Below are 25585 nucleotides of genomic sequence, written 5' to 3'. Positions count from 1 at the left end.
CGGGTGTGTCGTTGTTATTGGTGACTGTCGTCTGTCAGCGCGAGGTATCGATCTGCAGATAGCGACTCGGGTGCACGTCCAGCGCATTGGGCGCCCAGCCGCTGATGGCGGGGTCGACAAGACTGGAGGTGACATAGTCGTAGAGCGGCAGCACCACATCGTGGTCGAGCAGATACTGCTCGGCGTCATGGAGCTGGCGCTGGCGGGTGCCAGTGTCTCCTTCACGCGCCGCCGTCTCGATCAGCGCATCGTAGGTCGGCGAGCTGAGCCCGGGCGCGTTGGAGGTGTTGTCGCTGCTGAAGGAGTTCAGGAAGTCGTATGCATCGGCGATGGTGGCGATCATGCCGTAACGCCCGACTTCGAAATCGCCCAGCGCCAGATCGCGGTAATGCACCGCGGCCTCGGTGTTGGTCAGCGTCACCTTCACGCCCAGCGGTTTCCACATCGCCCCGAGGGCCACGGCGATCTTCTTGTGGTCTTCCAGGGTGTTGTAGCGCAGGGTCAGCTCAAGCGGGGTTTCCGGGCCGTAGCCCGCGTCGGCCATCAGCTCACGCGCCTTCGCCATCCTCCGGTCCATCAACCAGTCAGCGAAGTCGAAGCGCGCGCCCTGATGTTCACTCAATGCCTTCGGCACGAAGTGCCAGGAGGGAATCTGGCCCATGCCGAGAATGCGCTCGGTAATCACCTCACGGCGCGTGGCCAGATTCAGCGCGCGACGAATGCGCTGGTCGGCCACGGGTGAGCCCTCGCGCAGATTGAAGACATAGAAGTACTCGCCGAGGATCGGGTAGGTGTGCAGGGCAGCGGCCAGATTGTCCTGAATCCAGGCGTAGTGGCTGGCGGGCACGCCGTAGGCGATCTCGACTTCGCCGGCGCGAAAGCGATTGAGCGCGGCATGACTCTCCTCGATGGGCAGGTAGACCACCTCATCGAGCGCGACCGTGTCTGCCGCGTGATAGCGAGCATTGGGTGACAGTGTGATATGCGACTGTGGCGCCCATTCGTTGAGCACGAAGGCACCCGAGGTGACCATGTTGGCCGGCCGCGTCCAGTCAGCGCCCTTGGCCGCGATCACATGGCGTGGCAGCGGGGCGGCTTCGCTCATCGCCAGCGTCTGCGCCAGCGTCGCCGAGGGATGACTGAGCGTGATGGTGAGCGTCTGCGCATCGGGCGCGGTCACGCCGAGTTGCTCCGGTGCCAGCGCGCCGGTATTCACCGCGCGAGCATTGACGATCGGGTAGTAGAGCGTGGCGTTGTGGGCCGCGGTGGCGGGTGTCAGCAGGCGGCGCAGCGCGAAGACGGCATCCTGGGCGGTCAACGGCGTGCCGTCTGACCACTCGAGCCCCTCGCGCAGATGAAAGGTCCAGCTCAGCCCATCGGCGGACGACTCCCAGCGCTCTGCCAGCCCGGGAATCAGCTCGCCGTCGGCGGAGTAGGCGATCAGCGGCTCGAACAGATCACGCGTGATGCGTGTCTCCCAGGTGCCGCTGGTCTGCTGCGGGTCCAGCGACGCCGGCTCGGCGCCATTGGCGATACGCAGGATCTGTTCGCCTTGGCTTGCAGGGCTTGTGGATTGTGCGGCCATGGCGCTGCCGGAAGCGCCGATGGAGAGAGAAAGAACGGACAGCAGCAGGCCTGCGCTGAGGCTTGCCGCGCATTGCATCGGTGAGGTGGGGGACATGCATGAACTCCTTGTCACGCCCGTGGGGCGCGACGTCATCTTCTGGTGCCATCCTTGGCAGATGCCACGCTCCTGCCCTGCCGGACACGAGCGTGGACCCATGACGATCTAGAGAACCGCGAGCCAGGTCAGAGGCTCACAGGGCTTGCCTCACTCGGAGAACGAGACCCAGCGCGAGCGGTGGGTATCCTCGATGTTGTCCTGCCAGCCGTTGAGCTTGGGGTTCACCAGATTGCGCGACACGTAGTAGTAGATCGGCAGCACTGCGTAGTCATCCAGCGCCTTGCGCTCGGCGTCCTGCATCAGTGCCTCGCGATCCTCCATGTCGAGCGTATTGGCAGCCTCTTGCATGTCGTCATCCAGCGCACTGTTGGAATAGGCGCCGTAGTTGTTGGGCACGCCGCTTTCCAGCAGGTTGAGGAAGTTCTGGGCGTCGTTGTAGTCGCCGATCCAGCCGGCGCGGCCGACATCGAACTTGCCCTGGCGCATGTCCTCGTAGTGCACCGCGACTTCGGCGTTCAGCAGATTGACCTTCACGCCCAGCGGCTTCCACATCGCGGCGGCGGCGATGGCCACCTTCTTGTGGTCTTCGCTGGTGTTGTAGCGCAAGGTCAGCTCCAGCGGGTTGTCCGGGCCATAGCCGGCGTCTTCCATCAGGGACCTGGCCTTCTGCATGCGCTCATCCATCGACATGTCCTTGAAGGCCATTTCCTGGATGTCGTAATGGTTCACGCCGGTGGGCACGAAGCTGTAGGCCGGCACTTCGCCGGTGCCGAGGATCTTGTCGGTGATGACGTTGCGGCGGATGGAGAGGTTGAGCGCCTCACGCACGCGCGGGTCTGCCGTGGCATGGCCATCGCGCGAGTTGAGCACGTAGTAGTAGATGCCCAGGTAGGGCGCGACGTGGGTGGCGTCCGGCAGGTTGTCCTTCAGCCAGCCGTATTGCTGGGTCGGGAATTCGCGCGCGATGTCGATCTCGCCGGCGCGGAAGCGCTTCAGGGCGCTGTTGCGCTCCTCGATGGGGTAGTAGATCACCTCATCCAGCGCGACCTCATTGGCATCGTGGAACTCAGGATTCTTGAGCGCGACGATGCGGGTCTGCGGCTGCCACTCGCTCAGCTCGAAGGCACCGTTGGAAACCATCTTGCCGGGGTCGGTCCAGTCCTTGCCGTACTTCTCCACCACATGTTTCGGCAGCGGGTAGGCGGTGTAGTGCGACAGCTGATCCAGGAAGTAGGGCGTCGGACGCTCGAGGGTGATCTCGAGGGTGTGATCATCCACGGCACGCACGCCGAGGGTGTCCGGCTCGGCCTCGCCGCTGTTGATGGCCTTGGCATTCTTGATCGGATACAGGATGTAGGCGTAATCCGAGGCATTTTCCGGCGTCATGATGCGCTTGAGCGCGTACACGAAGTCCTCGGCGGTCACCGGCTCACCGTCTGACCACTTGCCGTCCTGGCGCAGCGTGAAGGTGTAGGTCTTGCCATCGTCGGAAATCTGCCATGACTCGGCCGCACCGGGGATGCGCTCGCCATCGGCGGCTTCAGTGACCAGCCCCTCGAAGAGGTCGCCCACCACGTCATTTTCCCAGGTGCCGGAAATCTGCTGCGGGTCCAGCGAGGCCGGTTCGCCCATGATCGCCAGCTTGAGCGTGTCGGCCATGATGCCCTGGGAGGCGACGATGCCCCCGGCCAGCAGCAGAGAACCTGCCAGGCGTTTGAGCGCGAAGCGTCTGGGCAGTGCGGGGGTGTGAGAGGGGGAGTGCAGTCGTGCCATGATAGGGAGGCTCGCTATTGTTGTTAGGGGTGACACCAGTGTCGCCTTCTACCATCGAATCTTTTCCTGCCCGCTGTCCATGTTAAAAAATGGATGGCTTATGCATGCATTCGATAAACGTCATGCAAGGCGCGGAAAATCGGGCCATTCGAGGCTGACGGACGTTTGAATGACTTTGGTCGTATTCGTCGCCTGCCCGCTGATGGGCGGCATGTCTGGCAGCCGAGAACCGTCGCTGGCCAGCTGGCCACGGATGATGAACCGGGCATGGTCGGCACGCCGGGAAATGGCTACAATATCGGGCTTTGCGCGCTGTCGATCTGCACATGCACCTCCGGGTGGCATGTAGCGGAGCCCGTCGCTTGCGACAGGATCGCCGCGCACCCATTCACGCATCATCGCCTCAAGACAGGACGACCATGCAAGAGATCAATCCGATCACCAACCTCATCAAGGACCTGTCCGAAAGGGCAGAAGTCCTGAGGGGGTACCTTTGACTATGCCGAAAAGCAGGATCGGCTAGAGGAAGTCACTCGCGAGCTCGAGAATCCGGATGTCTGGAATGACCCGGACTACGCGCAGAAGCTCGGCAAGGAGCGTGCGTCGCTGGAGCTGATCGTCAAGACCCTCGACGACATGAGCAACGGTCTGTCCGACTGCTCCGATCTGCTGGAAATGGCGGTCGAGGAAGAGGACGAAGGCACCGTGGACGAAGTCGTCCGCGAGCTGGACCAGCTCAAGGCCAGTCTCGAGAAGCTCGAGTTCCGCCGCATGTTCTCGGGTGAGATGGACGCCAACAACGCCTACCTCGACATCCAGGCAGGCTCCGGCGGTACCGAAGCGCAGGATTGGGGCAACATGTTGCTGCGCATGTACCTGCGCTGGGCCGAGCATCACGGTTTCAAGACCGAGATCGTCGAGGCGAGCGCCGGTGAAGTCGCCGGCATCAAGTCCGCGACCATCCACGTCGAGGGTGATTACGCCTTCGGTTGGCTGCGCACCGAGCTTGGCGTGCACCGTCTGGTCCGCAAGAGTCCCTTCGACTCCGGCGGCCGTCGTCACACCTCGTTCGCGTCCGTGTTCGTGTCGCCGGAAATCGATGACAACATCGAGATCGACATCAACCCGGCCGACCTGCGCACCGATACCTACCGCTCCTCCGGCGCCGGTGGTCAGCACGTCAACACCACCGACTCCGCGGTACGTATCACCCACGTGCCGACAGGCATCGTGGCGGCCTGCCAGACCGAGCGTAGCCAGCATTCCAACCGTGACCGCGCCATGAAGATGCTGAAGGCGCGTATCTACGAAGCCGAGATGCAGAAGCGCAACGCCGCCAAGCAGGAACTCGAGGACTCCAAGTCCGATATCGGCTGGGGCAGCCAGATCCGCTCCTACGTCCTCGATGACCAGCGCATCAAGGACCTGCGGACCAGCGTCCAGTCGAGCAACTGTGACAAGGTGCTCGACGGCGACCTCGATGACTTCATCGTCGCCAGCCTCAAGATGGGGCTCTGAGCGCGAGTACCCTCGCGGCCCAGTGCCTATTCGCCTCCGTCGGTATCGCCGGCGGAGGCCACGAATCCCCGTATCGCGGTCAGCACTGATGGTCACTACCGTCAGGCTGATCATGATCTGTCGTGGCCCAGGCCATGACCCTTTGACACGAGACAGGCCCCTCCATGTCGACAGAGCAGACCCCCGCCATTGATGAGCAGCAGGCCGCCGAACAGGCTCAGGAAGAGAACCGTCTGATCGCCGAACGTCGCGCCAAGCTGAACGCCCGCCGCGAGCAGGCCGCCGCCGAAGGCAAGAGTGCCTTCCCGAATGATTTCCGTCGTGACAGCCTCGCCGCTGACCTGATGGAAGAGCTGGGCGAGAAGGACAAGGCCGAGCTGGAGACGCTGGACCGCAAGGCCGCCGTCGCCGGGCGTATCATGCGCAAACGTGGCCCCTTCATCGTGCTGCAGGAAGTCTCCGGCCAGATTCAGCTCTACGTCGACAAGAAGGGCCTGCCGGAAGCGCTGCTCGAGGACATCAAGAGCTGGGATATCGGTGACATCGTCGGTGCCAGTGGCCCGGTGCACAAATCTGGCAAGGGCGATCTGTACGTCATGATCGAAAGCGCCCAGCTGATGACCAAGAACCTGCGTCCGCTGCCGGACAAGTTCCACGGTCTGTCCGATCAGGAAATGCGCTACCGCCAGCGTTATGTCGACCTGATCATGAACGAGCAGTCACGCCGTACCTTCGCGCTGCGTGCCGGCATCGTCGCCTCCATCCGTCGCTTCCTCAGCGATCGCGGCTTCATGGAAGTCGAGACGCCGATGCTGCAGCAGATCCCGGGTGGCGCGACCGCACGTCCGTTCATCACGCACCACAATGCGCTGGACATGGAAATGTACCTGCGCATCGCGCCGGAGCTGTACCTCAAGCGTCTGGTGGTGGGTGGCTTCGAGCGCGTGTTCGAGATCAACCGCAACTTCCGCAACGAAGGGCTGTCGACGCGTCACAACCCCGAGTTCACCATGCTCGAGTTCTACTGGGCCTACGCGGACTACCGTGACCTGATCGCGCTCACCGAAGACATGATCCGCACTGCCGCCCAGGAAGTGCTCGGCACCACGCAGATCACCTGTCAGGGCAGCGAGTACGACCTGAGCCAGCCGTTCATCCAGATGACCATGCGCGAGTCGATCATCAAGTACGGCGATGGCATCACCGAAGCTGACCTGGCAGATTACGACGCCGCCCGCGCCACGGCGGAGCGTCTCGGTATCCAGGTCAAGCCGATCTGGGGGCTGGGCAAGCTCGAGACCGAGATCTTCGAAGCCGTCGCCGAGCACCGTCTCGACCAGCCGACCTTCATCACCGAATATCCGGCCGAAGTCAGCCCGCTGGCGCGCCGCAACGATGCCAACCCGCACGTGACCGATCGCTTCGAGTTCTTCGTCGGTGGCCGCGAGATCGCCAATGGCTTCTCGGAGCTCAACGACGCCGAAGACCAGGCCGAACGCTTCCAGGCCCAGGTGGCCGAGAAGGACGCCGGTGATGACGAAGCCATGTTCTATGACGCCGACTACGTGCGCGCGCTGGAATACGGCATGCCGCCGACCGCCGGTGAAGGCATCGGCATCGACCGTCTGGTGATGCTGCTGACCGACAGCGCCTCCATCCGCGACGTGCTGCTGTTCCCGGCCATGCGTCCGCAGCAGGGCTGAGCAGCAGGCCGCCAGCCCCTCATGATGTGTCGGCGTGATGCGCCATCGTGATGGGCCACGCTGGTGGCACCCACAACGCCTCCGATCCCTGATCGGGGGCGTTGTGGTCTCTGGCTCACACGAATGACGGACGACGAGTGCCCCGCGGGGCATGATCGGTGCCGATGAGGCAAGGTGGCGCTTGGCTTTGTTGCCCGCGAGCGGCCATAATGGTCGGCGTCCAGTCTGCTGGCGCCCTGGCACTGCCAGGGTGACGCGCTGGACGCCTCGAGGCTCACCCGCATCGCGTGCCTGCTTTCTGAGCGGCGCTGCCATCCACGGTGTGTCCTGTCTCGGAATTGTCCCTGAATGTCCTGGAGAGTGCAGAATGAAGCTGCTTAACCGTTCCGCCCTGAGCGTCAAGCCGACCCAGGCGTTTGTCGACTGGATCAACTCGCTGGAATCCGAAGGCGAGGGAGGTGAGGATCTGGCGCTGGAGGATGTCAATCAGGAGAGCACCGTCTACCTGATTCCCGAGATGGACACGCGTGAGGCGCTGGACGGCTTCGTCTCCGAGCGCTGGCTGGACGTGCTGGAGAGCGAGCTGCGCGCCTGGGAAGAAGACACCCGCCATTGGCCGGAGCCGATGGACAAGGCACTCTTCGAGCGCTTCCTGACCGTCGAGCACAGCTATCTGGCGGTTGACCTGGACGACGAGGCACCGCTGGAAGTCAGCGAAGTCGATGACGAGCTGCTGGCCGATCTGGACTGACCCTCTGTCATGCTCGTGCAGATCGTCAGGCGCGTGATGGGCGCCGTCGCCGCACTTTTCGCAAGAGCTGTCAGCAAGCGCCGTCAGCAATGACTGTCAGTGATGGCGACAGACGCTACAATGGCCTCGGGCAAAATGCCCGAGGCCATTTGCGTTGTGGCGATCGCATCGTCACCCTCAATTTTCCGCATGCCCGTCGTGCGGCTTCCCCCCTTCAAGGAGATTGCGCATGAGCATCCAGACCCAGATAGACACCAAGCTCGCGACGCTTGACCCGTTGATGGTCGAAGTCGTCAACGAGAGCCATATGCATAGCGTGCCGGCCAACTCCGAGACCCACTTCAAGGTGACCCTGGTCAGCGATCGCTTCAGCGGCCTGTCGCGGGTCAAGCGTCACCAGCAGCTGTATGCCTTGCTCAGCGAAGAGCTGGATGGCCCGGTACATGCACTGGCACTGCACCTGTACACCGCGCAGGAGTGGGCGGCACGCGGCGGCGAGATTCCAAACTCCCCCAACTGTCTGGGCGGCGGCAAGCACTGACCATGACCCCTGAACCGCAACGCCTGCAATATCTGGACGCGATGGGACTGACCGCCTGGGTCGGTCGCTATCAGCTGCCCAATGCCTTGCCCACCCAGGCGTGTGACTGGCCCGAACCGCAAGCGGCGGAGGCGGTCGCGCCCCAGGCGCGCCTGCACGCGCTGATCGATGAGGCGCCGCGTCCGCCTGCTGCCCACCAGACGGCGGATGCCAGCCATGGCTCCTCCGCTCAGGCTGGCGGCATGGCCGGCAGCGCTGTGCCACGCCCGCCAGGGCCTTCTCCGGCCTCGAGTGCACGCGCCTTGCTGGGCATGGCGCCGGCGGCGGTCGAAGCCCCCGCTGCGGCCTCGCCGACGTCCGGCGCTGCCGAGACCAGCAGCACCGCCTCGTGGGGCACGCCGCCGACGCAGGTCTCGGCCGAGGCGCCGGCAGTAGATGAGGCAGTGACACCGCCAGCGGCAGACAAGCCGCCACTGCGCTTCAGCGTTCAGCTGGCGGCGCTGGAAGGACGCTGGTTGATCATGCTGCCCGGCGACGAGGCACCGCACCTGGAAGGGGAGGCCTTGCTCAAGGCGTTGTGGCGCGCTGCCGGTATCGAGACGGCATCAGGGCTCACCTTCAGCCACTTCCGCTGGCCGCTGCTGCCCCATCTCAAGGCCAGTGCGCCACTCGAGGAAGCCCGCGAAGGATTGCAAGCCTTCCTGAGTGGCCCGGCGCGTCGTGGTTGGCAGCCGGAGCGGCTGTTGATCTTCGGCAATGATGAGGCAAGCCAGACGCTGCACGAGGTGCTCGGTATCTCTACCTCCGAGCGCGGCGAGGCGACTACCAGCCTGCTGAACCTGCCGGTCTGGCAGGGGCCTGCGTTGTCGGCGCTGGCGCGCTCCAGTGAGGCCAAGCGCAAACTGTGGCCGCTGTTGATCCGCTGGGGACGCGAGTGGCAGTCGGCATCGCCGCAGACGGACGCCTCATGAGCGGGCCAGTTTCTCGGTGCCTCGAGCTGCGTGAGCTGGCCGATGATCAAGCGACCCTGACGGCGCTGGAGGCCATCGAGGCCAGCCAGGCACACGGCCTGAGCCAGTCACAGCTGATCGATGTGCTCAACGATGACGCGCGCTGTGTGCTGGGCGCCTGGTGGCAGGCCTGTGAGCCGTCGGACGGTGAGACGCCGACTGCAGAGTTGATCGGCTTCGTGGTGTTGGCGCGCGGGCCCTTCGAGGCCGAGATCGAGGCGATCACCGTGCACGCCGCGCAGCGCGGGCAGGGCGTTGGTGCACGCCTTTTGGCCGCCGCCATCGCGCAGGCGCGTGACTGGCAACGTGACTCGGGGCTTGAGCGTCTGCTGCTGGAGGTACGCGCCAGCAATGCCGCCGCCGCAGCTCTCTACGCGAAAGTCGGTTTCACCCGGGATGGAGTGCGCAAGGGCTACTACCCGATGGTGGATGGCGGGCGTGAAGATGCCTGGCTCATGTCGCTGCCGCTGATGTGAGAGCCGTATCCAGCGCAACCCTGGGTTCCGACGACAACTCTGGTGCTGGCACCGATACGAAAACGCCGCTGACAGTCTCCTGTCGGCGGCGTTTTCATGAGGCCCTGTTCATGCACTCTTGTTCAAGCGCTCCTGTTCAAGAGTCATTGTTCAAGAGTGCATGTTCACGCGGCCCAGCGCTCAGGACACGCGGGAGCATCAGGCGCTCTGGGTTTCGCTCTCGGTCTCGCTGAAGCGTGCGACCAGCGCTTCCAGACGGCTCGCCCACTGCTCACGCTCTTCCTGCAGTTGAGCGTTGGTCTGGCGCAGCTGCTCCAGCTCTTCGCCCTGACCTGTCTTGGCTTCGGTCAGGCGCTGGTTCTCTTCCTTCAGCTCTTCGACTTCCATCTTCAGCATCTCGATGCTGTCGATGGCCTGGCCGACTTTCTGCTCAAGTTGGGTAAAGAGTTCGGTGCTCATGCTATCTCCTTGTCGAGTCACGGTCGTGGCCCGAGGGGGTTCGTTGAGGGCGGTAAAGATATACGGTAAATGCTGGTGCGATGAATATCGGCCATGTCGGGAATCCTTGCCGGATGGCGCAGCGATACCCGCCTGCAGGCAGACTACGACGCCGCCTGAGTCGACACAAGTGGGAAGGTGGCTCAGGCGGGCGGATGGCGCCGATACAGGCGGCCATGACTGTCGCCGGCACGGCTTTCCCGGTGCAGCTGCCAGTTGGCGGGCACCACGGGGCCGAGGCCGGATTCCACTTCCAGATAGATCATGGCGTCATCGCTCAGCCAGCCATGCGCTTCGAGCAGTGCGCAGCTCGCGGCGGCCAGCTCGAGCCGGAAGGGCGGATCGAGCAGCACCAGATCCATGCCGCCCGCGGCGGGAGTGGCCGTCTCGAGCCAGTGCAGGACATCGCCGGTCACCACCTGTGTTGGCAGACTGTCACCGTTGGCGAGGGTCGCGAGATTGGCTTCGAGCGCACGCGCGACGCGGCTGTCGCGTTCCACGAAGGTGACATGCGCCGCCTCACGCGACAGCGCCTCGAGGCCCAGCGCGCCGCTGCCGGCGTAGAGGTCAAGCACGCGGGCGCCGCCGACATGAAAGCCCAGCCAGTTGTAGAGCGTCTCACGCACGCGGTCGGGTGTCGGGCGCAGGCCCGGTGCGTCGATCACGTTGAGCAGGCGGCGCTTGAAGCGCCCGCCGATGATGCGCAGGCGACCTGGCCCACCGGCGGCCTGGCCACGCTTGCCGCTCTGTTTGTCAGCGCGCGAGGGCGCGTTGGATCTGCCCCGTGCGGGGCCTTGGGAGGATGCGCGTTTTTTCATGCCGCGAGTCTAGCATGTGCGACGCCGGATGCCGCGCGGTGCGTACCTTCAGCCCCGAAGGGATGGTAGGATGACGCCACTTTCACGAGTTCAGGACTGTCTCGCCATGTTCGGTTTTTTCAAGCGCAAGAAACACAAGGCTCAGGAGCAGAAAGCCTCCGAGCAGCAGGCCCTCGAGCAACAGGCTCTTGAACAGACACAAGACGCCACGCCTCACGAGCAAGCCGATGCCGAGCAGGCAGCGCGGCTCGAGGCGAAGCGTCTCGAGGCCGAGAAGGTAGAGGCAGAGCGCCTTGCCGGTGAAGAGGCCGCTCGGGACGAGGCTCAGAAGGTCGAAGATCAGCAGGCCGAGGCTCAGAGGCTCGAAGAGCAGAGAGCCGAAGCTGAAGCCGAGCGCATCGCGCAGGAACGCGCAGCGCAGGAGCAGGCCGCTCAGGAACAGGCCGCCCGAGACGAAGCCGAGCGCATCGCCCAGGAGCAGGCCGCTGCAGAACGCGTCGCCGCCGAAAAGGCCGCCCGGGAAGAGGCACAGCGTCTGGCTGCCGAGCAGGCCGCTCAGGCAGAGGCCGAGCGTATCGCTGCCGAACAGGCCGCTCAGGCCCGTGCGGAAGAAGCCGCCAGTGAAGCGCGTGCCGAAGAGGCGCGTATCGCGGCTCGCGAGGAAGAAGAGCGTCAGGCCGCCGCGCAGCTGGCCGCCATCGAGGCCGAAGAGCAGGCCGCGCTGGAACAGGCTCGCCAGGAAGAAGAGGCACGTGCCGCCGAGGCTGCCGCCGCTGGCGCAGACGCCGTGGTCGAGGACGACGAGGCGCGTGAAACGGCCCGCGACGGGCGCGAAAAGCCACGTCGTGGCTTCTTCGCGCGCATCAAGGCCGGCCTTGGCAAGACGCGCGCCAATCTGACCGAAGGCGTCGCCAGCCTGTTCCTCGGCAAGAAGCAGATCGATGATGAGCTGATGGAAGACCTCGAGACCCAGCTGCTGATGGCAGACGTGGGCATCGAGGCGACCACCGAGATCATCGACAACCTGACCGCGCGCATCTCGCGCAAGGAATTGAAGGAGCCGCAGGCGCTCTATGAAGCGCTGCAGGAAGAGCTGCGCGTGATGCTGGCACCGGTCGCCAAGGACCTGGAGCTGCCGGCCAAGGGCAGCGGCCCCTTCGTGATCCTGATGATCGGTGTCAACGGCGTCGGCAAGACCACCACCATCGGCAAGCTGGCCAAGCGCTATCAGAGCCAGGGCCGCAGCGTGATGCTGGCGGCGGGCGATACCTTCCGCGCCGCGGCGGTCGAGCAGCTCAAGGTGTGGGGCGAGCGCAACAAGGTGCCGGTCATCGCTCAGCATACCGGCGCCGACAGTGCCTCGGTCATCTATGACGCTCTGGAAGCCGCCAAGGCGCGCAACGTCGATATCCTGATCGCCGATACCGCGGGCCGCCTGCACAACAAGAGCCACCTGATGGAAGAGCTCAAGAAGGTGCAGCGCGTGATGGCCAAGCTGGATGTGTCCGCGCCTCACGAGGTGATGCTGGTACTGGATGCCGGTACCGGGCAGAACGCCCTGTCACAGGCCTCCACCTTCCATGAAGCGGTCAACATCACGGGCCTTACGCTGACCAAGCTGGATGGGACCGCCAAGGGCGGCATCATCTTCGCGCTGGCCAAGCAGCTCAATCTGCCGATCCGCTATATCGGTGTCGGGGAAGGTGTCGATGACCTGCGTCCCTTCGCGGCCGATGACTTCGTCAGTGCCCTGTTCGCACGCGCGGGCGATGAGGCAAGCGAAGAGGCCGACGCCGAGTCGCGCGAGGCATGATTGCCTTCGAGCATGTCGGCAAGCGCTATGGAGGGCGCTTCGATGCACTGGCCGGGCTCGACTTCAGGGTCGAGCGTGGCGAGATGGTCTTTCTGACAGGCCATTCCGGTGCCGGCAAGAGCTCGTTGCTCAAGCTGATCATGCTCCTCGAGCGCCCCTCGCGTGGGCGCATTCTGGTGGCGGGGCATGATATCGGGCGGCTGCATACCTCCCAGGTGCCGTATTACCGCCGCCAGATCGGCGTGGTCTTCCAGGACCACCAGCTGCTGACCGACCGCAACATCTTCCACAACGTGGCCCTGCCGCTGATGATCCAGGGGGTGCCGCCGCGTGAACAGGCACGGCGGGTGCGGGCGGCGCTCGACAAGGTCGGTCTGCTGCATCGCGAGAAGGCGTTGCCGATCGAGCTGTCCGGTGGTGAGCAGCAGCGGGTCGGCATCGCGCGCGCCGTGGTCAACAAGCCCGCGCTGCTGCTGGCCGATGAGCCGACCGGCAATCTGGACCCGGCACTGTCCGCCGATATCATGCGTCTGTTCGAGGACTTCAATCGCATCGGAACCACGGTGATGATTGCCAGTCACGATCTGGCGCTGATCGCCCGTCTGCACCATCGCACGCTGGAGCTGTCCGATGGTCGTCTGATCGCCGACAAGGATGCCCGATGAGTCCCCCGCGTTCCCGCAACGATTCCCCCTCTTCTTCACGCGAGCGTGGTCAGTCCCGCGCCGAGACGCGTGCCCGCAAGGCCGCCGCGCAGGCGCCTGAATCGTCGGAGGCCGCCGAGCGTGCAGCGCGCAAGGGCGCGCGCTCCAGTCGTGTCTCGGTCGAGAGCCGCTATCGCAGCTGGCTGCGTCATCACGCTGCCATGGCGCGCGACAGCGCACGCCGCCTGCTGGCCGCGCCCATCGCCAGCCTGCTGACCATGCTGGCCATCGCCATCGCGCTGACGTTGCCGGCGGCGCTGTGGCTGGCACTGGACAGCGCGCGCCTGCTCGATAATGAACTCAATGACAGCGCTCAGCTCACCCTCTATCTCGAAACCTCGGTCGATGAGAGCCAGGCGCTGACGCTGTCGGACTCGCTGCGCGACGCCGCCGGTGTCGGAGGAGTGCGTCTGATCACCGCCGCCGAGGGCATGCAGGAATTCGCCCAGGCGCTGGACCTCAAGCGCTCACTGAGCCTGCTGGATGACAACCCCTTGCCGGCCAGCATCGTCATCACGCCACTGGACACCACGCCGGAGTCTGTCCGTGCCCTGGCCACGCGTCTCGAGAGCGAGCCGGGTGTCGCCAGCGCACGCCTGGACCTGGCATGGCTCGAGCGTCTGCGTCAATTGGGTGAGCTGGGTCAGAAAGTGACGCTGGGTCTCGCGCTACTCTTCGGGCTGGGCGTGTTGCTGGTGGTGGGCAATACCATCCGCCTGTCCGTGGAGAGTCGCCGCCAGGAGATCGAGGTCGTGACGCTGATCGGGGCGACCCACGCCTTCGTGCGGCGTCCCTTCCTCTACAGCGGTGCCTGGTACGGTCTGGGGGGGGGGCTGCTGGCCTGCGGGATCCTGGCGCTTGGCGGCAACTGGCTGGCGGCACCCGTGACGGCTCTTGTACAAAGTTATGGCGGCAACTATGTGTTGCCCGCGCTGGGCATTGCAGGGGGTGCCACGCTGCTGTTTTCGAGTACAATATTGGGCTGGATAGGGGCCTGGATCGCGGTCGGACGTCATCTGGCGAGTATTTCTCCGCGCTGATTCCGATTATTTTTCGCGGTTTTCAGCCATTATTTCTGCCCAGGAAGGTCAACAGTTACGTTCTGACAACATTCACGTCGGGCGTCAGTGAAGGGGGCTGGTGGGTGGTTAAACGCACCACACACCCGACAGCGTTACGAAGTGCTACTCGTCATGACAATTGTACACGTCATGTACAGCTATTGACGGGAACCTGTCCCAACCTTCACAGTCTCACTACTTGCATGCGTGTTAGGCAACCATGGAGACATCTGCACTATGAGCACCAGTCTTCAGCCACTTGGCCACCTGTCACCGGGTCAAGATCTAAACGGCTATATTCAGTCGGTGAACCGTATCGCTGTGCTTACTGCCGAAGAAGAGCATGAGCTGGCCCTGCGGTTGCATGAAGAGAATCATCTGGAGTCGGCCCGTCGACTCGTCATGTCGCACCTGCGCTTCGTCGTGCACATCGCGCGCAGCTACAGCGGCTATGGCTTGCAGCAGGCGGACCTGATCCAGGAAGGTAACGTCGGTCTGATGAAGGCGGTCAAGCGTTTCGATCCGCATCAGGGCGTGCGCCTCGTCTCCTTTGCCGTGCATTGGATCAAGGCCGAGATCCACGAGTTCGTGCTGCGTAACTGGCGCATCGTGAAGGTCGCGACCACCAAGGCTCAGCGCAAGCTGTTCTTCAACCTGCGTGGCGCAAAGAAGCGCCTCGCCTGGTTGAACAACGATGAAGTGGATGCCATCGCAGGCGATCTGGACGTCAAACCTTCCGTGGTGCGTGAGATGGAAAGCCGTCTCTCCGCCCACGATGCTGGCTTCGATGCCGGCCCCAGCGATGACGAAAGCTCGGCCTATCAGGCGCCGGCCAACTATCTGGAAGATCACAGCCTCGATCCGGCTGCCCAGGTGGAACAGCAGGACCTGGAAGACGACTCCCACGATCGTCTGCTCAAGGCACTGGCGGCACTGGATGAGCGCTCGCGCGACATCCTCCAGCAGCGTTGGCTGAGTGACAACAAGTCGACTCTGCACGAGCTTGCTGACATCTATGGCGTCTCTGCCGAGCGTATCCGTCAGCTCGAGAAGAACGCGATGAAGAAGCTGCGTGAATCAATGGGTGACATGAGCGAAGGCTTCGCTGCCTGAGTCTGATGGCCCCATGGCATGAGCCCATGACCTTCCGGCTCGCTGTCACGTGAAAAATGCCCCGCCGGGTTTCCCGGTGGGGCATTTTCGTTGAGGGAGAGTGGATCCCGAGGAATCCGTCGTTATTGGTTGAACAGTGCAACACAATGTTTCATTCTGTCACACTAAGACATGAAACATTTCTACTGGTGGCCCCGTGGACCCGATTTCCTCGCACGTCAATGGCACACATTCGCTGTGGCGAATCTTTGGGCTCAATGCGGCCTTGATGGTGGTGTTGGGTGGCCTGTTTCTGGCCAGCCAATGGTTTGATGTGCGTGAACAGGAAATGCGTCGCCTGGAGCTGCTGGATACCCAGCTGCATATCTCCACCGAGCAGCTGATCGCCAATGTCTCACGCGAGATGATGGTGCTGGAGCGCGTGTTGGGCAGTGAAGGCAAGGAGCTGTGGCGTGGCTCGCTGGATAGCGCGCTGGGTCGTCATCCTTCTCTGGTCTCGCTGATGGTGGTGCCGTTTGCCGATTACCGCGGCAGCAGCCTGCGTCAGATCGGCGTGGGGCGCAGTTGCAGCTGGCAGCTGACCCAGCCGGAAGCCCAGGCGCTGCCCGGACGCAGCAGCCTGCTGTTCGGCTCCGCACTGCCGCTGGCATCCGGTCAGCCAGGCTTGCCGTTCTATCGGCATATGGATATCGAAGGCATGTCCTGGCTGCTGATCGGCTGCCTGGATTTCTCCGAGTCACGTAGCCTGCTGGCCAACCCGAATTCCGATGATGGACAGCGCCTGCGTCTGTTTTCCACCAACGGCCTGCTGTTGTTCTCGAGCCCCCAGGAGCATGCGCTGGGCGTGACCGGCAAGCTGCCGCTGTCCTCGATGGCCAACATGGGCAAGTACATCTCCGAGCGTGGTGTGCGTCGCTACCATGTGCCGGGCTTCGACGGCCAGCCGCGCATGGCGGCGGGTAGCTATATCGCACCGCTCAAGCTGTTCAGCGTCGTGAGTCAGCCGATCTCCAGCCTGTGGTGGCTGTGGTGGCATCGTATCTGGTTCGGCATGCTGCTCGGCGGCATCTTCCTGGTCGTGCTGGTGGTCGTGGTGGCGCGTGCAGAGCGCAAGCGCGCTGAGCGTCATGATGAGCTGGAGGGGGCGCTCGAGTCGATGACGGCGCGTTCTCGCACCCTGGTGACGCTGATGGATAACCTGCCGGGCGTGGTGTATCGCATCGAGGTCAACACCGGAGTGCTGACCTTCATCAGCAACGGCTCGGCCGAGCTGTTCGGCCGCTCGGCCGAATCGCTTGTCGGGGCCGGCATCACCCTGACCGAGCTGATCCATCAGGAAGACCGTCAGTCCGTCAGCGCCGCTCGCCACTGGGCGATGTGCGCGCAGATGCGCCATGAGCAGGTCTTCCGCATCATCGCCGACCATGAGCGTTGGGTGCTTGATCGCAGCGTGATGATCGAGGGCGAGGATGGCGTGCGCTACTGGGAAGGCCTGCTGCTCGACATCAGTGCGCACAAGGAATCCGAGCGTCAGCTCGATTTCCTGGCGCGCCATGATGCCCTGACGGGACTCTATAACCGCAAGGCTTTCATGGCGGCGGCCGATGAGCGTGTCGCGGCGGGTGGCTTGATGATCTACGCCGACATTGACCGTTTCTCGACCGTCAACGATGGCCTGGGCCATGAAGCCGGTGACCAGCTGCTGGTCGCGGTCGGCGAGCGTCTGCGCCGTCTGCTGCCGCCGGGCGGTCTGGTGGCGCGTCTGGGGGCCGATGAGTTCGGCCTCTATCTGCCGCATGGCAATGGTGATCCGGCGCAGGTGGTGGACAAGATCCAGCAGAAGGTCGAGCGTCCCTTCACGATTCTGGGGCGCCCGCTGATCATCAGTCTGACGGCAGGGTATGTGCTGTCCGAGACCAATGGCGATGCCCAGGCGCTGATGCTGAATGCCGATGTGGCGCTCTATCACGCCAAGTCGCGCGGCGATCATGCGCTGCGCTGGGAGTCCTCGCTGGACAAGCATGTCGCCTCGCGCATGACGCTGGAGCAGGATCTGCGTCAAGCCATCGGCAGCGAGCAGCTCTATCTGCATTACCAGCCGCAGCTGGATAGTCATGGTGAGCTGCAGGGTGTCGAGGCGCTGCTGCGCTGGCAGCACCCGGAGCTGGGCATGATCTCGCCAGCCCAGTTCATTCCGCTGGCCGAGGAGACCGGCCTGATCTTCCGCCTCGGGCGTTTCGTGCTCGAGGAGGCCTGTGCCCAGATGGTGCGCTGGCAGGAAGCCGGCCTTCACATGCCGCGCATGGCGGTCAATCTGTCGGCGCGCCAGCTGACCTCGGGCTACGAGAATGAAGTCTTCGGCGTGCTGGAAAGCCAGAAGCTGTCACCGACCCGGCTGGAAGTCGAGGTGACCGAGACGCTGCTGATCCAGGACATGGAAGGGGGGCTTGCCGTGCTCGGCGCGCTGCGTGAGCTGGGGGTACGTGTGGCATTGGATGACTTCGGGCAGGGCTATTCGTCGCTGTCCTATCTGTCATCCCTGCCGCTGGATGTGCTCAAGGTCGACCGCAGCTTCGTGATGAAGATGGATGCGGTCGCCGGCTCTGATGGCGGTATCCGCTGCCCCAATCAGCAGGCCATCCAGCTGGTCGGTGCCGTGATCAGCCTGGGGCACTCGCTGGGTCATGAGATCGTCGCCGAGGGAGTCGAGACGGATGTGCAGTTCGAGGAGCTAAAGCGTCTGGGCTGTGATACCTACCAGGGCTACTTGCTGGCGCGGCCGATGTCCGCCGAGGCCATACTGGAGCGCTTCAGCGTCAACGCCTGAGGGGCCGTCCGTGCAATCCGGCCTCTCCAGGTCGTGACATGAGATGGCCTGACCTGGAAAAATGCCCCGCCTGCAATGACTGCAGGCGGGGCATTCGTTCTGGTGCGGCTCATACGCGCCAGGCAAGGCCTCTCAGACGGCAATGCGCTCCTGACTGCTCAGCAGCAGGTCGCGGCTCAGCAGCTGCCACTGGTCTTCCCAGTGCTCGGTCGGGCGCTTGCGATAGTCGCTGCGCACGTATTGGCCGATGCGGCCTTCCGCACATGCCATCAGCAGGTTGGCCGCTGCCGTGACGGTGATGGCCGGTCGCAGTCCTTCGCGAGGTTCGGCTTCGCGCAGTACCTGCTTGATCTGCGTCTCGAGGCGCTCGAACAGCTGCGCCATGCGCGTGCGCAGGCGTGCCGTCTCGCCGGTGAGGGCATCACCGTTGAGGAGACGACACAGGCCCGGATTCTTCTCGGCAAAGCCCAGCAGCAGGCTCAGGATGTGGTGCACCCTGGCATGCGCGGTGTCGTTGTCCTGAATGATCAGCGCGATACGCTCGAACAGCGTGCTCTCGATGAATTCGATCAGTCCTTCGAACATGCGCGCCTTGCTGGGGAAGTGACGATAGAGCGCCGCCTCCGAGACACCGACCTGTCGTGCCAGTGCTGCAGTCGTGATGCGTTTGCCGCTGTCCTCTTCCAGCATCAGGGCGAGTGCCTGGAGGATCTGTTCGCGACGTGATTGTTTTGGATTCGCCTGCGTCATGGAATCTTGTCGTTTATCGCGGCCTGCAGCAGTGTGCTACGGGCGGGTCCGTGTCCTGAGGCGTGTCGCTTGCCTCGCGCGAAATACCGGGGCCGAGCCCCGGCTTGTCACCTTACGCCTTGTCAGTGTCCGCTTCCGCGTTGCTGATCAACGTGCCGACCCCGGCATTGGTGAAGATTTCCAGCAGGGTCGCATGTGGCACGCGGCCATCGATGATGTGGGCACTGCGCACGCCTTGCTTCACGGCGTCCAGTGCACAGCTGATCTTGGGCAGCATGCCACCGTAGATGGTGCCATCCTCGATCAGGCCATCCACCGCCTCGGTGGTCAGGCCGGTCATGACTTCGCCTTGTGCGTTCATCAGGCCAGCCACGTTGGTCAGCAGCATCAATTTCTCCGCGCCCAGTGCCTCGGCGACCTTGCCGGCGACCAGGTCGGCATTGATATTGTAGCTGCGGCCCTCGGCATCGACCCCGATGGGCGCGATGACGGGAATGAAATCGTTGCGTGTCAGCAGTTCGATCAGGTCCGTGGAGACATGTTCGACTTCACCGACATGACCAATGTCGATGATTTCAGAGGCATTCATGCCCGGTGCCTGGCCGCTGACCTTGAGCTGGCGGGCGCGAATCTGACCGCTGTCCTTCCCGGTCAGGCCAATGGCCTTGCCGCCACTCTGGTTGATCAGGTTGACGATGCCCTTGTTGACCAGGCCGCCCAGCACCATCTCGACCACGTCCATGGTCTCGGAATCCGTGACGCGCATGCCATCGACGAAGCGCGATTCGATGTTCAGCTTCTCGAGCAGCGCGCCGATCTGCGGGCCGCCGCCATGCACGACCACCGGATTGATGCCGACTTCCTTCATCAACACCATGTCGCGAGCGAAGGAGTCGATCAAGGCTTCTTCGGTCATGGCGTTGCCGCCGTACTTGACCACCACGGTCTTGCCCGAGAACTGCTGGATATAGGGCAGGGCTTCGGACAGGACCTCGACCACCTGATGCGGGTCGCGGTTGGCGTGGCTCATCAGCGTATCACTCCACAGAAAATGGTCCGGAAAGAGAGTCCGGACACTGTCACTCGAAACGGTCTTTCAGCACGCGCGGTGCGCGCTGTCATGCAAATCGGTTGCTTCAGGCACCTGATGCGCCCGGATGAGCGGCTGCAGTGCCTGGCAAGACAAGGGCGGCGATCAAGCGGTAGACCGCCGCCCCGTTGCGACTCATGCCATCCTGTCGATGGCGAGCCAATGCGGGATCAGAACGGTGCCTGGAGGCTCGGCTCGGCCTGCTTGAGCGCAGCGCGGAAGCTGTCCTTGATGCGCTCCAGTGCGGCTTCCGACTTGCCTTCGAAGCGCAGCACCAGCATCGGGGTGGTGTTGGAGGCGCGGCACAGGCCCCAGCCATCGGCGTAGTCGACACGAATGCCGTCCAGCGTTGTCTTGACACCATCGCTGCCGAAGTCGCCTTCACTGGCCAGTCGCTCGACGATAGCGAACTTGTTCTCGTCGGTCACTTCCACATTGATCTCGGGGGTGCCGAGGTCCTGCGGGAAGCGGGCGAAGAAGGTGTCGGCATCGACATCCTGCTTGGCGAGGATTTCCAGCAGGCGCGCGGCACCGTAGATGCCGTCATCGAAGCCGAACCAGCGCTCCTTGAAGAAGATGTGGCCGCTCATCTCGCCGGCCAGTGCCGCGCCGGTTTCCTTCATGCGTGCCTTGATCAAGGAGTGGCCGGTGCGCCACATTTCCGGTGTGCCGCCGGCCTTCTCGATCACGGTCGCCAGATTGCCGGTGCACTTGACGTCGAAGATGATGCGCGCGCCCGGTACGCGTTCGATCAGGTCTTCCGAGAGCGCCATCATCAGGCGGTCCGGGTAGAGGATCTCACCCTTGGGCGTCACGACACCGAGACGGTCGCCGTCACCATCGAAGGCCAGGCCGATGTCCGCGCCGGTTTCCTGCATGGTCTTGATCAGGTCCTGCAGGTTTTCCGGCTTGCCCGGGTCCGGGTGGTGATTGGGGAAGTTGCCGTCGATCTCTTCGAACAGCGGCACGGTTTCGACGCCCAGGCGGCGGATCAGCTCCGGGCCCAGCTCGCCGGCCACGCCGTTGCCGCAATCGACCACGGCCTTGAGCGGACGCTTGACGACCACATCACCGGTGATCTGCTCCAGATAGCGCTCACGCACGTCCTCTTCACGCAGGCTGCCTTCGCCTTGCGCCAGATCGCCTTCCTGCAGGCGACGATAGAGGTCGGTGATGGTGTCGCCGGACAGGGTCTCGCCGGCCAGCACGATCTTCAGACCGTTGTAGTTGGCCGGGTTGTGGCTGCCGGTCAGCATCACGCCGGAGCGTGTGCCTTCCAGGATATTGGTGGCGTAGTAGAGCACCGGTGTCGGCACCATGCCGATGTCGACGACATCACGGCCGGCATCGCGCAGACCCGCGATCAGCGCCTTGGACAGGCGCGGGCCGGAGAGACGGCCGTCGCGCGCGACCACGACGGTAGATTCACCGCGTGCCGCGGCTTCGCTGCCGATGGATTGGCCGATGGCGCGCACGCCGTCTTCGGTGAGGGTCTCATCCACGATGCCACGGATATCGTAGGCGCGGAAAATTGAAGCGGGTACCTGACTCATGGTGCATCCCTGTCGGTTGAATCAATCGTGAAGTCGCTTGAGGCGTCATGCGTCTCGAACGCTATCGCTGCATGACGATCAGTGTGGAAATCTGCCGGGCTTCCTTGTGACCGGAAGCCCGGCAGCCGGTGCGAGCCTGCCGCTCGGCTGCCCTGTGGCATGACGGGGCAATCAGTGGCGACCGGAGTGGCCGAAGCCGCCTTCGCCGCGCTGGCTGGCCTCGAATTCAGAGACTTCCACCAGCTCCGCCTGTACCACTGGCACTAGCACGTACTGTGCCAGACGCTCGCCGGGTTCCAGCACGAACTCGCTCTCGCCGCGGTTCCAGACCGAGATCATCAGTTCGCCCTGATAGTCGGAATCGATCAGTCCGACCAGATTGCCCAGCACGATGCCGTGTTTGTGCCCCAGACCGGAGCGCGGCAGGATCATGCCGGCCAGCGCGGGGTCGGCGATATGGATCGCCAGCCCTGTGCGCACCAGCTCACAGGCGCCCGGCGCCAGGGTCAGCGGCGCGTCGAGCAGTGCGCGCAGGTCCATGCCGGCGCTGCCGGGAGTGGCGTGATGCGGCAGCGGGTAATCGCGAACGCGCTCGTCGAGAATCTTGAGTTCGAGCCGGGGGCGGGTCATCTAAGGTGCTTCCTGATCGTCGGTGACAGTCGGTGTAACGGTCTGGATGGCAGGGTCGAGGCTGACCCTGTGCTGATGGAGTGCCAGGGCGCGCTTCAGAATCGCGCGCGCCAGTTCCGTCTTGGGACAGGCCGCGATGGCCTGTTCGTGTTGCGTGTTCTGATCGAGCGGTTGCCACAGCAGGGTGGCGGCATTGCTGTCGCTGCCGAAGCCAAGGCCAGGCGTGCTCACATCATTGGCGACGATCATGTCGAGCTGTTTACGCGCGAGCTTGTCGCGTGCATAGCGCATCACATCGCGGGTCTCGGCGGCGAAGCCGATCACCAGTGGCGCCCGCTGGCCGGCGGCGCGGCGTGCCTGCGTCTGGGCGGCGATGCCGGCGATGATATCCGGATTGCGGATCAACGTGACCTGCATCTGCTCTTCGCCTGACTGCTTCTTGAGCTTGTGGTCGGCGACCGTGGCCGGGCGGAAGTCGGCGACTGCCGCGCAGCCGATGAAGAGGTCGCTCTCGCCGGCGGCCGCCTCGGCGGCGGCCTGCATGTCCAGCGCGGATTCGACATCGATGCGCTCGACGCCAGTCGGGGTCGTCAGTGCCACCGGGCCACTGATCAGGCGCACGCTGGCGCCCAGCGCCGCGGCCTCTGCGGCCAGCGCATAGCCCATCTTGCCGGAGCTGTGGTTGCTCAGGTAGCGCACCGGGTCCAGTGGCTCGCGGGTCGGGCCGGCGGTGATGGTCACCGTCAGGCCTGCGGCCGGCAATGACATCTCATTGCTCTGGCCGCTGGGGTCGCTCTGGCGCATGAGATCGCCCAGCGCCGCGACGATCTCTTCCGGCTCCAGCATGCGGCCCGCTCCCACGTCGCCACAGGCCTGTTCGCCGCTGGCCGGGCCGAGCAGCGCCCAGCCATCGGCACTGAGCTGGCGGGCATTGCGCTGGGTGGCGGGGTGCGCCCACATGGCCTGATTCATCGCCGGGGCCATTACCCAGCGCGCGCTGTTGGCCAGGCACAGGGTAGTGAGCAGATCATCGGCATGGCCATGCACCAGGCGGGCCATCAGGTCGGCGGTGGCGGGCGCGATCAGGATGACCTCCGCCCAGCGGGCCAGCTCGATATGCCCCATGCCGGCCTCGGCCTCGGGGTCCAGCAGGGAGGTATGCACCGAATTGCCCGACAACGCCTGCAAGGTCAGCGGTGTAATGAAGGCTTGAGCTCCTTCGGTCATGGCGATGCGCACCTCACAGCCCGCCTTTTTCAACAGGCGGGTGATCAGAGCGGCCTTGTAGGCCGCGATGCCGCCACTGATGCCCAGCAGAATGCGCCTTCCGGCGAGTGAATGCATGGTGTGTCCTGCGTCCCTGATGCGTCGATTGCTACGCTCGCGCGTTTGCCCTCTACCATATCACCGTGATGCAACCTTGCGTAGCGCCGCTGGCCCGCGACGCCGAGTGTCGCTTTGGTCCATGCGAGCGCTCGCTTCATGGGGCGGGGCTGTCATCTGATGGCATGCAGGGACCAGACGCAGGCCCTCAGGGCGGCAAGCGTTGATGCTCGCGATGGCGAAAGAGACCGCATGTGACCACGCTTCTCATGCTTTGGACTGTCAGCCATTCGGGCGGCAGGGGATGGGAGAAGAGTGCATGGGGATTCGAGAGTGGCCGGTCGGAGAGCGTCCGCGTGAGAAACTGTTGTCGTCAGGGGCAGGGGCCTTGTCAGATGCCGAGCTGCTGGCCATCTTTCTGCGCGTGGGTATAAAAGGGCGTTCGGCGGTGGATCTGGCGCGCGACCTGCTGAACACCTTCGGCGGTCTCAGGCCGTTGCTGGAGGCAACCCAGCAGGACTTCTGCGCAGCGCGCGGACTGGGTGACGCCAAGTATGTGCAGCTGCAGGCTTCGCTTGAGCTGTCGCGTCGCCATCTGGAGAGCCTGTTGATGCGCGGGGCCGCCCTGACATCGCCCCTGCTGGTGCGGCGCTATCTTTCCTCGCATCTGCGCGACCTGCCGCATGAGGTATTTGCCGCGCTGTTTCTCGACAGCCAGCATCGCGTCATCCGCTTCGAGACACTCTTCACCGGCACGCTGGATGCCGCCGCCGTCTATCCTCGCGAAGTGGTCAAGCGGGCGCTGGCGCTCAATGCCGGCGCCCTGATTCTCGCTCACAACCATCCCTCTGGCGTCGCGGAGCCCAGCGAGGCTGACCGGCGCATCACGCAGCGACTGGAAGAGGCGCTGGGACTTTTCGATATTCGTGTGCTGGATCACTTCGTGGTCGGGGACGGCGAGGTGGTCTCGTTTGCCGAGCGCGGCTGGCTGTAGCTGAGGCGTCCACGAAGCTGAGTCGCTGAGTGCTCGATGACGGCACAGCCCCGCCAGATGCGGTCGCCACTGGCATGAGAAATGCGCAGGGATTGCAAACCAGGGCACTGGTTGTGGTAATGTTGCGCCTCCCGTATCACCCACCACAGAATTCGCGACCACTCTGGCCGACATTGGCTGAGTGAAGCGTTTGGCTGAGAAGCGTCTGTACCGATGCGACACCTCGGGCACGGGCATGCTGGCGAAAAAAATCCGTATAGGACGTGCTTTCACGTTCCTCTTCGGGTAAAATGCTGCGCCTGCACGTTCCAGCACCCGAAAGCTTGTCTTCCGGAACGGACGTAAACACTTTGAAATCAGGGCATGAGGCGGCGCCTGCCACTTCCGGTTTGCCCGACAGGTTTTGAACAACTTAGCCAACGCAGCGGTTGGAGGCTCCAATGTCCAAAGTATGTCAGGTTACCGGCAAGCGCCCGGTGACTGGTAACAATGTTTCTCACTCCCAGCGCAAGACTCGTCGCCGGTTCCTGCCGAACCTGCACACCCACCGTTTCTGGGTTGAATCCCAGCAGCGTTTCGTCAAGCTGCGCGTCTCTACCAAGGGCATGCGCATCATCGACAAGAAGGGTATCGACGAAGTCCTCAAGGACCTCACTGCACGTGGCGAGCGCTTCTAAACACTAGAAGACAGCCCCTGTAGCAATGGCAACCGAGCCGAGGGCAACGCTCTCAATCGCTCGGTGAATGCGACTGTGGAAGGAAACTGAAAATGCGTGACAAGATCAAGCTGGTGTCAAGTGCCGGTACTGGCCACTTCTACACCACCGACAAGAACAAGCGTAACACTCCGGACAAGCTTGAATTCAAGAAGTACGATCCGGTCGTTCGCAAGCACGTGATGTACAAGGAAGCCAAGATCAAGTGATCTTGTCTCCCGCCAGCGTGCTGTCGGAAC

General features: G+C 63.7%; 23 protein-coding genes. 14 read left to right on the top strand and 9 right to left on the bottom strand.

The genetic code is table 11. The features are described from left to right. Window positions 1–34: 34 nt before the first annotated feature. On the bottom strand, window positions 35–1681 hold the full coding sequence (locus tag AC5WNI_RS15555; protein WP_254627088.1) for a peptide ABC transporter substrate-binding protein: 1647 nt from the start codon (window positions 1679–1681) through the stop codon (window positions 35–37). A gap of 150 nt (window positions 1682–1831) precedes the next feature. Continuing rightward, window positions 1832–3457, bottom strand: a complete 1626-nt coding sequence (locus AC5WNI_RS15550) for a peptide ABC transporter substrate-binding protein (RefSeq protein WP_175089706.1) — start codon at window positions 3455–3457, stop codon at window positions 1832–1834. Window positions 3458–3876: 419 nt separating this feature from the next. On the opposite strand from AC5WNI_RS15550, the gene prfB reads away from it, so the two are divergent. The 6 genes from prfB to AC5WNI_RS15520 all read left to right on the top strand — a co-directional run bounded on the left by prfB (window position 3877) and on the right by AC5WNI_RS15520 (window position 9456). Further along, window positions 3877–4975, top strand: a protein-coding gene (gene prfB / locus AC5WNI_RS15545; RefSeq protein ID WP_175089705.1) for a peptide chain release factor 2 whose coding sequence is annotated in 2 segments (ribosomal slippage) — window positions 3877–3951 and window positions 3953–4975 — 1098 coding nt in all. Because the reading frame shifts where the segments join, the coding sequence is not laid out codon by codon here. 164 nt (window positions 4976–5139) lie between these two features. Beyond that, a complete protein-coding gene (gene lysS / locus AC5WNI_RS15540) occupies window positions 5140–6678 on the top strand; it encodes a lysine--tRNA ligase (RefSeq protein WP_175089704.1) in 1539 nt (512 codons plus the stop codon). A gap of 367 nt (window positions 6679–7045) precedes the next feature. Beyond that, window positions 7046–7429, top strand: coding sequence for a hypothetical protein (locus AC5WNI_RS15535; RefSeq protein WP_043336300.1), 384 nt, complete (start codon window positions 7046–7048; stop codon window positions 7427–7429). A gap of 229 nt (window positions 7430–7658) precedes the next feature. Continuing rightward, entirely contained in the window at window positions 7659–7970 is a 312-nt protein-coding gene (locus tag AC5WNI_RS15530) for a BolA family protein (RefSeq protein WP_175089703.1), read from the top strand. Window positions 7971–7972: 2 nt separating this feature from the next. Continuing rightward, complete coding sequence (locus AC5WNI_RS15525; RefSeq protein ID WP_175089702.1) at window positions 7973–8941, top strand: hypothetical protein; 969 nt, start codon at window positions 7973–7975, stop codon at window positions 8939–8941. Next, a complete protein-coding gene (locus AC5WNI_RS15520) occupies window positions 8938–9456 on the top strand; it encodes a GNAT family N-acetyltransferase (RefSeq protein WP_175089701.1) in 519 nt (172 codons plus the stop codon). The genes AC5WNI_RS15525 and AC5WNI_RS15520 overlap by 4 nt, the downstream gene beginning before the upstream one ends. 198 nt (window positions 9457–9654) lie before the next feature. Here AC5WNI_RS15520 and zapB read toward each other — a convergent pair whose 3' ends face one another. Both zapB and rsmD read right to left on the bottom strand, forming a co-directional pair. After that, window positions 9655–9915, bottom strand: a complete 261-nt coding sequence (gene zapB / locus AC5WNI_RS15515; RefSeq protein WP_175089700.1) for a cell division protein ZapB — start codon at window positions 9913–9915, stop codon at window positions 9655–9657. Window positions 9916–10097: 182 nt separating this feature from the next. Next, on the bottom strand, window positions 10098–10772 hold the full coding sequence (gene rsmD, locus AC5WNI_RS15510) for a 16S rRNA (guanine(966)-N(2))-methyltransferase RsmD (RefSeq protein WP_175089699.1): 675 nt from the start codon (window positions 10770–10772) through the stop codon (window positions 10098–10100). A gap of 397 nt (window positions 10773–11169) precedes the next feature. On the opposite strand from rsmD, the gene ftsY reads away from it, so the two are divergent. From ftsY to AC5WNI_RS15485, 5 genes are all read left to right on the top strand, one after another. Next, window positions 11170–12585, top strand: coding sequence for a signal recognition particle-docking protein FtsY (gene ftsY, locus AC5WNI_RS15505; protein WP_438940924.1), 1416 nt, complete (start codon window positions 11170–11172; stop codon window positions 12583–12585). Beyond that, entirely contained in the window at window positions 12582–13250 is a 669-nt protein-coding gene (gene ftsE, locus AC5WNI_RS15500) for a cell division ATP-binding protein FtsE (protein ID WP_043336289.1), read from the top strand. The genes ftsY and ftsE overlap by 4 nt, the downstream gene beginning before the upstream one ends. Next, on the top strand, window positions 13247–14329 hold the full coding sequence (ftsX, locus tag AC5WNI_RS15495) for a permease-like cell division protein FtsX (RefSeq protein ID WP_175089697.1): 1083 nt from the start codon (window positions 13247–13249) through the stop codon (window positions 14327–14329). Before ftsE ends, ftsX begins: the two co-directional genes overlap by 4 nt. Before the next feature lie 258 nt (window positions 14330–14587). Beyond that, entirely contained in the window at window positions 14588–15463 is an 876-nt protein-coding gene (rpoH, locus tag AC5WNI_RS15490; protein WP_175089696.1) for an RNA polymerase sigma factor RpoH, read from the top strand. Window positions 15464–15659: 196 nt separating this feature from the next. After that, window positions 15660–18290 (top strand): putative bifunctional diguanylate cyclase/phosphodiesterase, encoded by a 2631-nt coding sequence (locus tag AC5WNI_RS15485; RefSeq protein ID WP_175089695.1) that lies wholly within the window; start codon window positions 15660–15662, stop codon window positions 18288–18290. Window positions 18291–18422: 132 nt separating this feature from the next. Here the strand turns inward: AC5WNI_RS15485 and slmA are convergent, their stop codons facing one another. From slmA to coaBC, 5 genes are all read right to left on the bottom strand, one after another. Beyond that, window positions 18423–19040 carry a nucleoid occlusion factor SlmA gene (gene slmA, locus AC5WNI_RS15480; protein WP_175089694.1) on the bottom strand — a complete coding sequence of 206 codons (618 nt, stop codon included), beginning with the start codon at window positions 19038–19040 and terminating at the stop codon, window positions 18423–18425. Window positions 19041–19152: 112 nt separating this feature from the next. Next, window positions 19153–20070: an acetylglutamate kinase gene (gene argB, locus AC5WNI_RS15475; RefSeq protein ID WP_495928557.1), complete on the bottom strand. Its 918-nt coding sequence runs from the start codon at window positions 20068–20070 to the stop codon at window positions 19153–19155. A 230-nt stretch (window positions 20071–20300) separates the two neighbouring features. Then, on the bottom strand, window positions 20301–21683 hold the full coding sequence (locus AC5WNI_RS15470) for a phosphomannomutase/phosphoglucomutase (protein WP_175089693.1): 1383 nt from the start codon (window positions 21681–21683) through the stop codon (window positions 20301–20303). Window positions 21684–21854: 171 nt separating this feature from the next. Next, window positions 21855–22313: a dUTP diphosphatase gene (dut, locus tag AC5WNI_RS15465; RefSeq protein WP_043336274.1), complete on the bottom strand. Its 459-nt coding sequence runs from the start codon at window positions 22311–22313 to the stop codon at window positions 21855–21857. Then, a complete protein-coding gene (gene coaBC, locus AC5WNI_RS15460; protein WP_175089692.1) occupies window positions 22314–23657 on the bottom strand; it encodes a bifunctional phosphopantothenoylcysteine decarboxylase/phosphopantothenate--cysteine ligase CoaBC in 1344 nt (447 codons plus the stop codon). Between the two features lie 298 nt (window positions 23658–23955). Between coaBC and radC the strand changes: the two genes are divergently transcribed. From radC to rpmG, 3 genes are all read left to right on the top strand, one after another. Next, window positions 23956–24630 (top strand): RadC family protein, encoded by a 675-nt coding sequence (radC, locus tag AC5WNI_RS15455; RefSeq protein WP_043336272.1) that lies wholly within the window; start codon window positions 23956–23958, stop codon window positions 24628–24630. Between the two features lie 440 nt (window positions 24631–25070). Further along, window positions 25071–25307 carry a 50S ribosomal protein L28 gene (gene rpmB, locus AC5WNI_RS15450; RefSeq protein ID WP_043336270.1) on the top strand — a complete coding sequence of 79 codons (237 nt, stop codon included), beginning with the start codon at window positions 25071–25073 and terminating at the stop codon, window positions 25305–25307. 92 nt (window positions 25308–25399) lie between these two features. Further along, window positions 25400–25555, top strand: coding sequence for a 50S ribosomal protein L33 (gene rpmG / locus AC5WNI_RS15445; RefSeq protein ID WP_016417370.1), 156 nt, complete (start codon window positions 25400–25402; stop codon window positions 25553–25555). The last annotated feature ends 30 nt before the right edge of the window (window positions 25556–25585 follow it).

Source organism: Cobetia sp. PDI-12MA (genome assembly GCF_059507695.1).
Note: the sequence above shows the minus strand (reverse complement) of the source record. Positions and strands in the feature narration are given on the sequence as shown.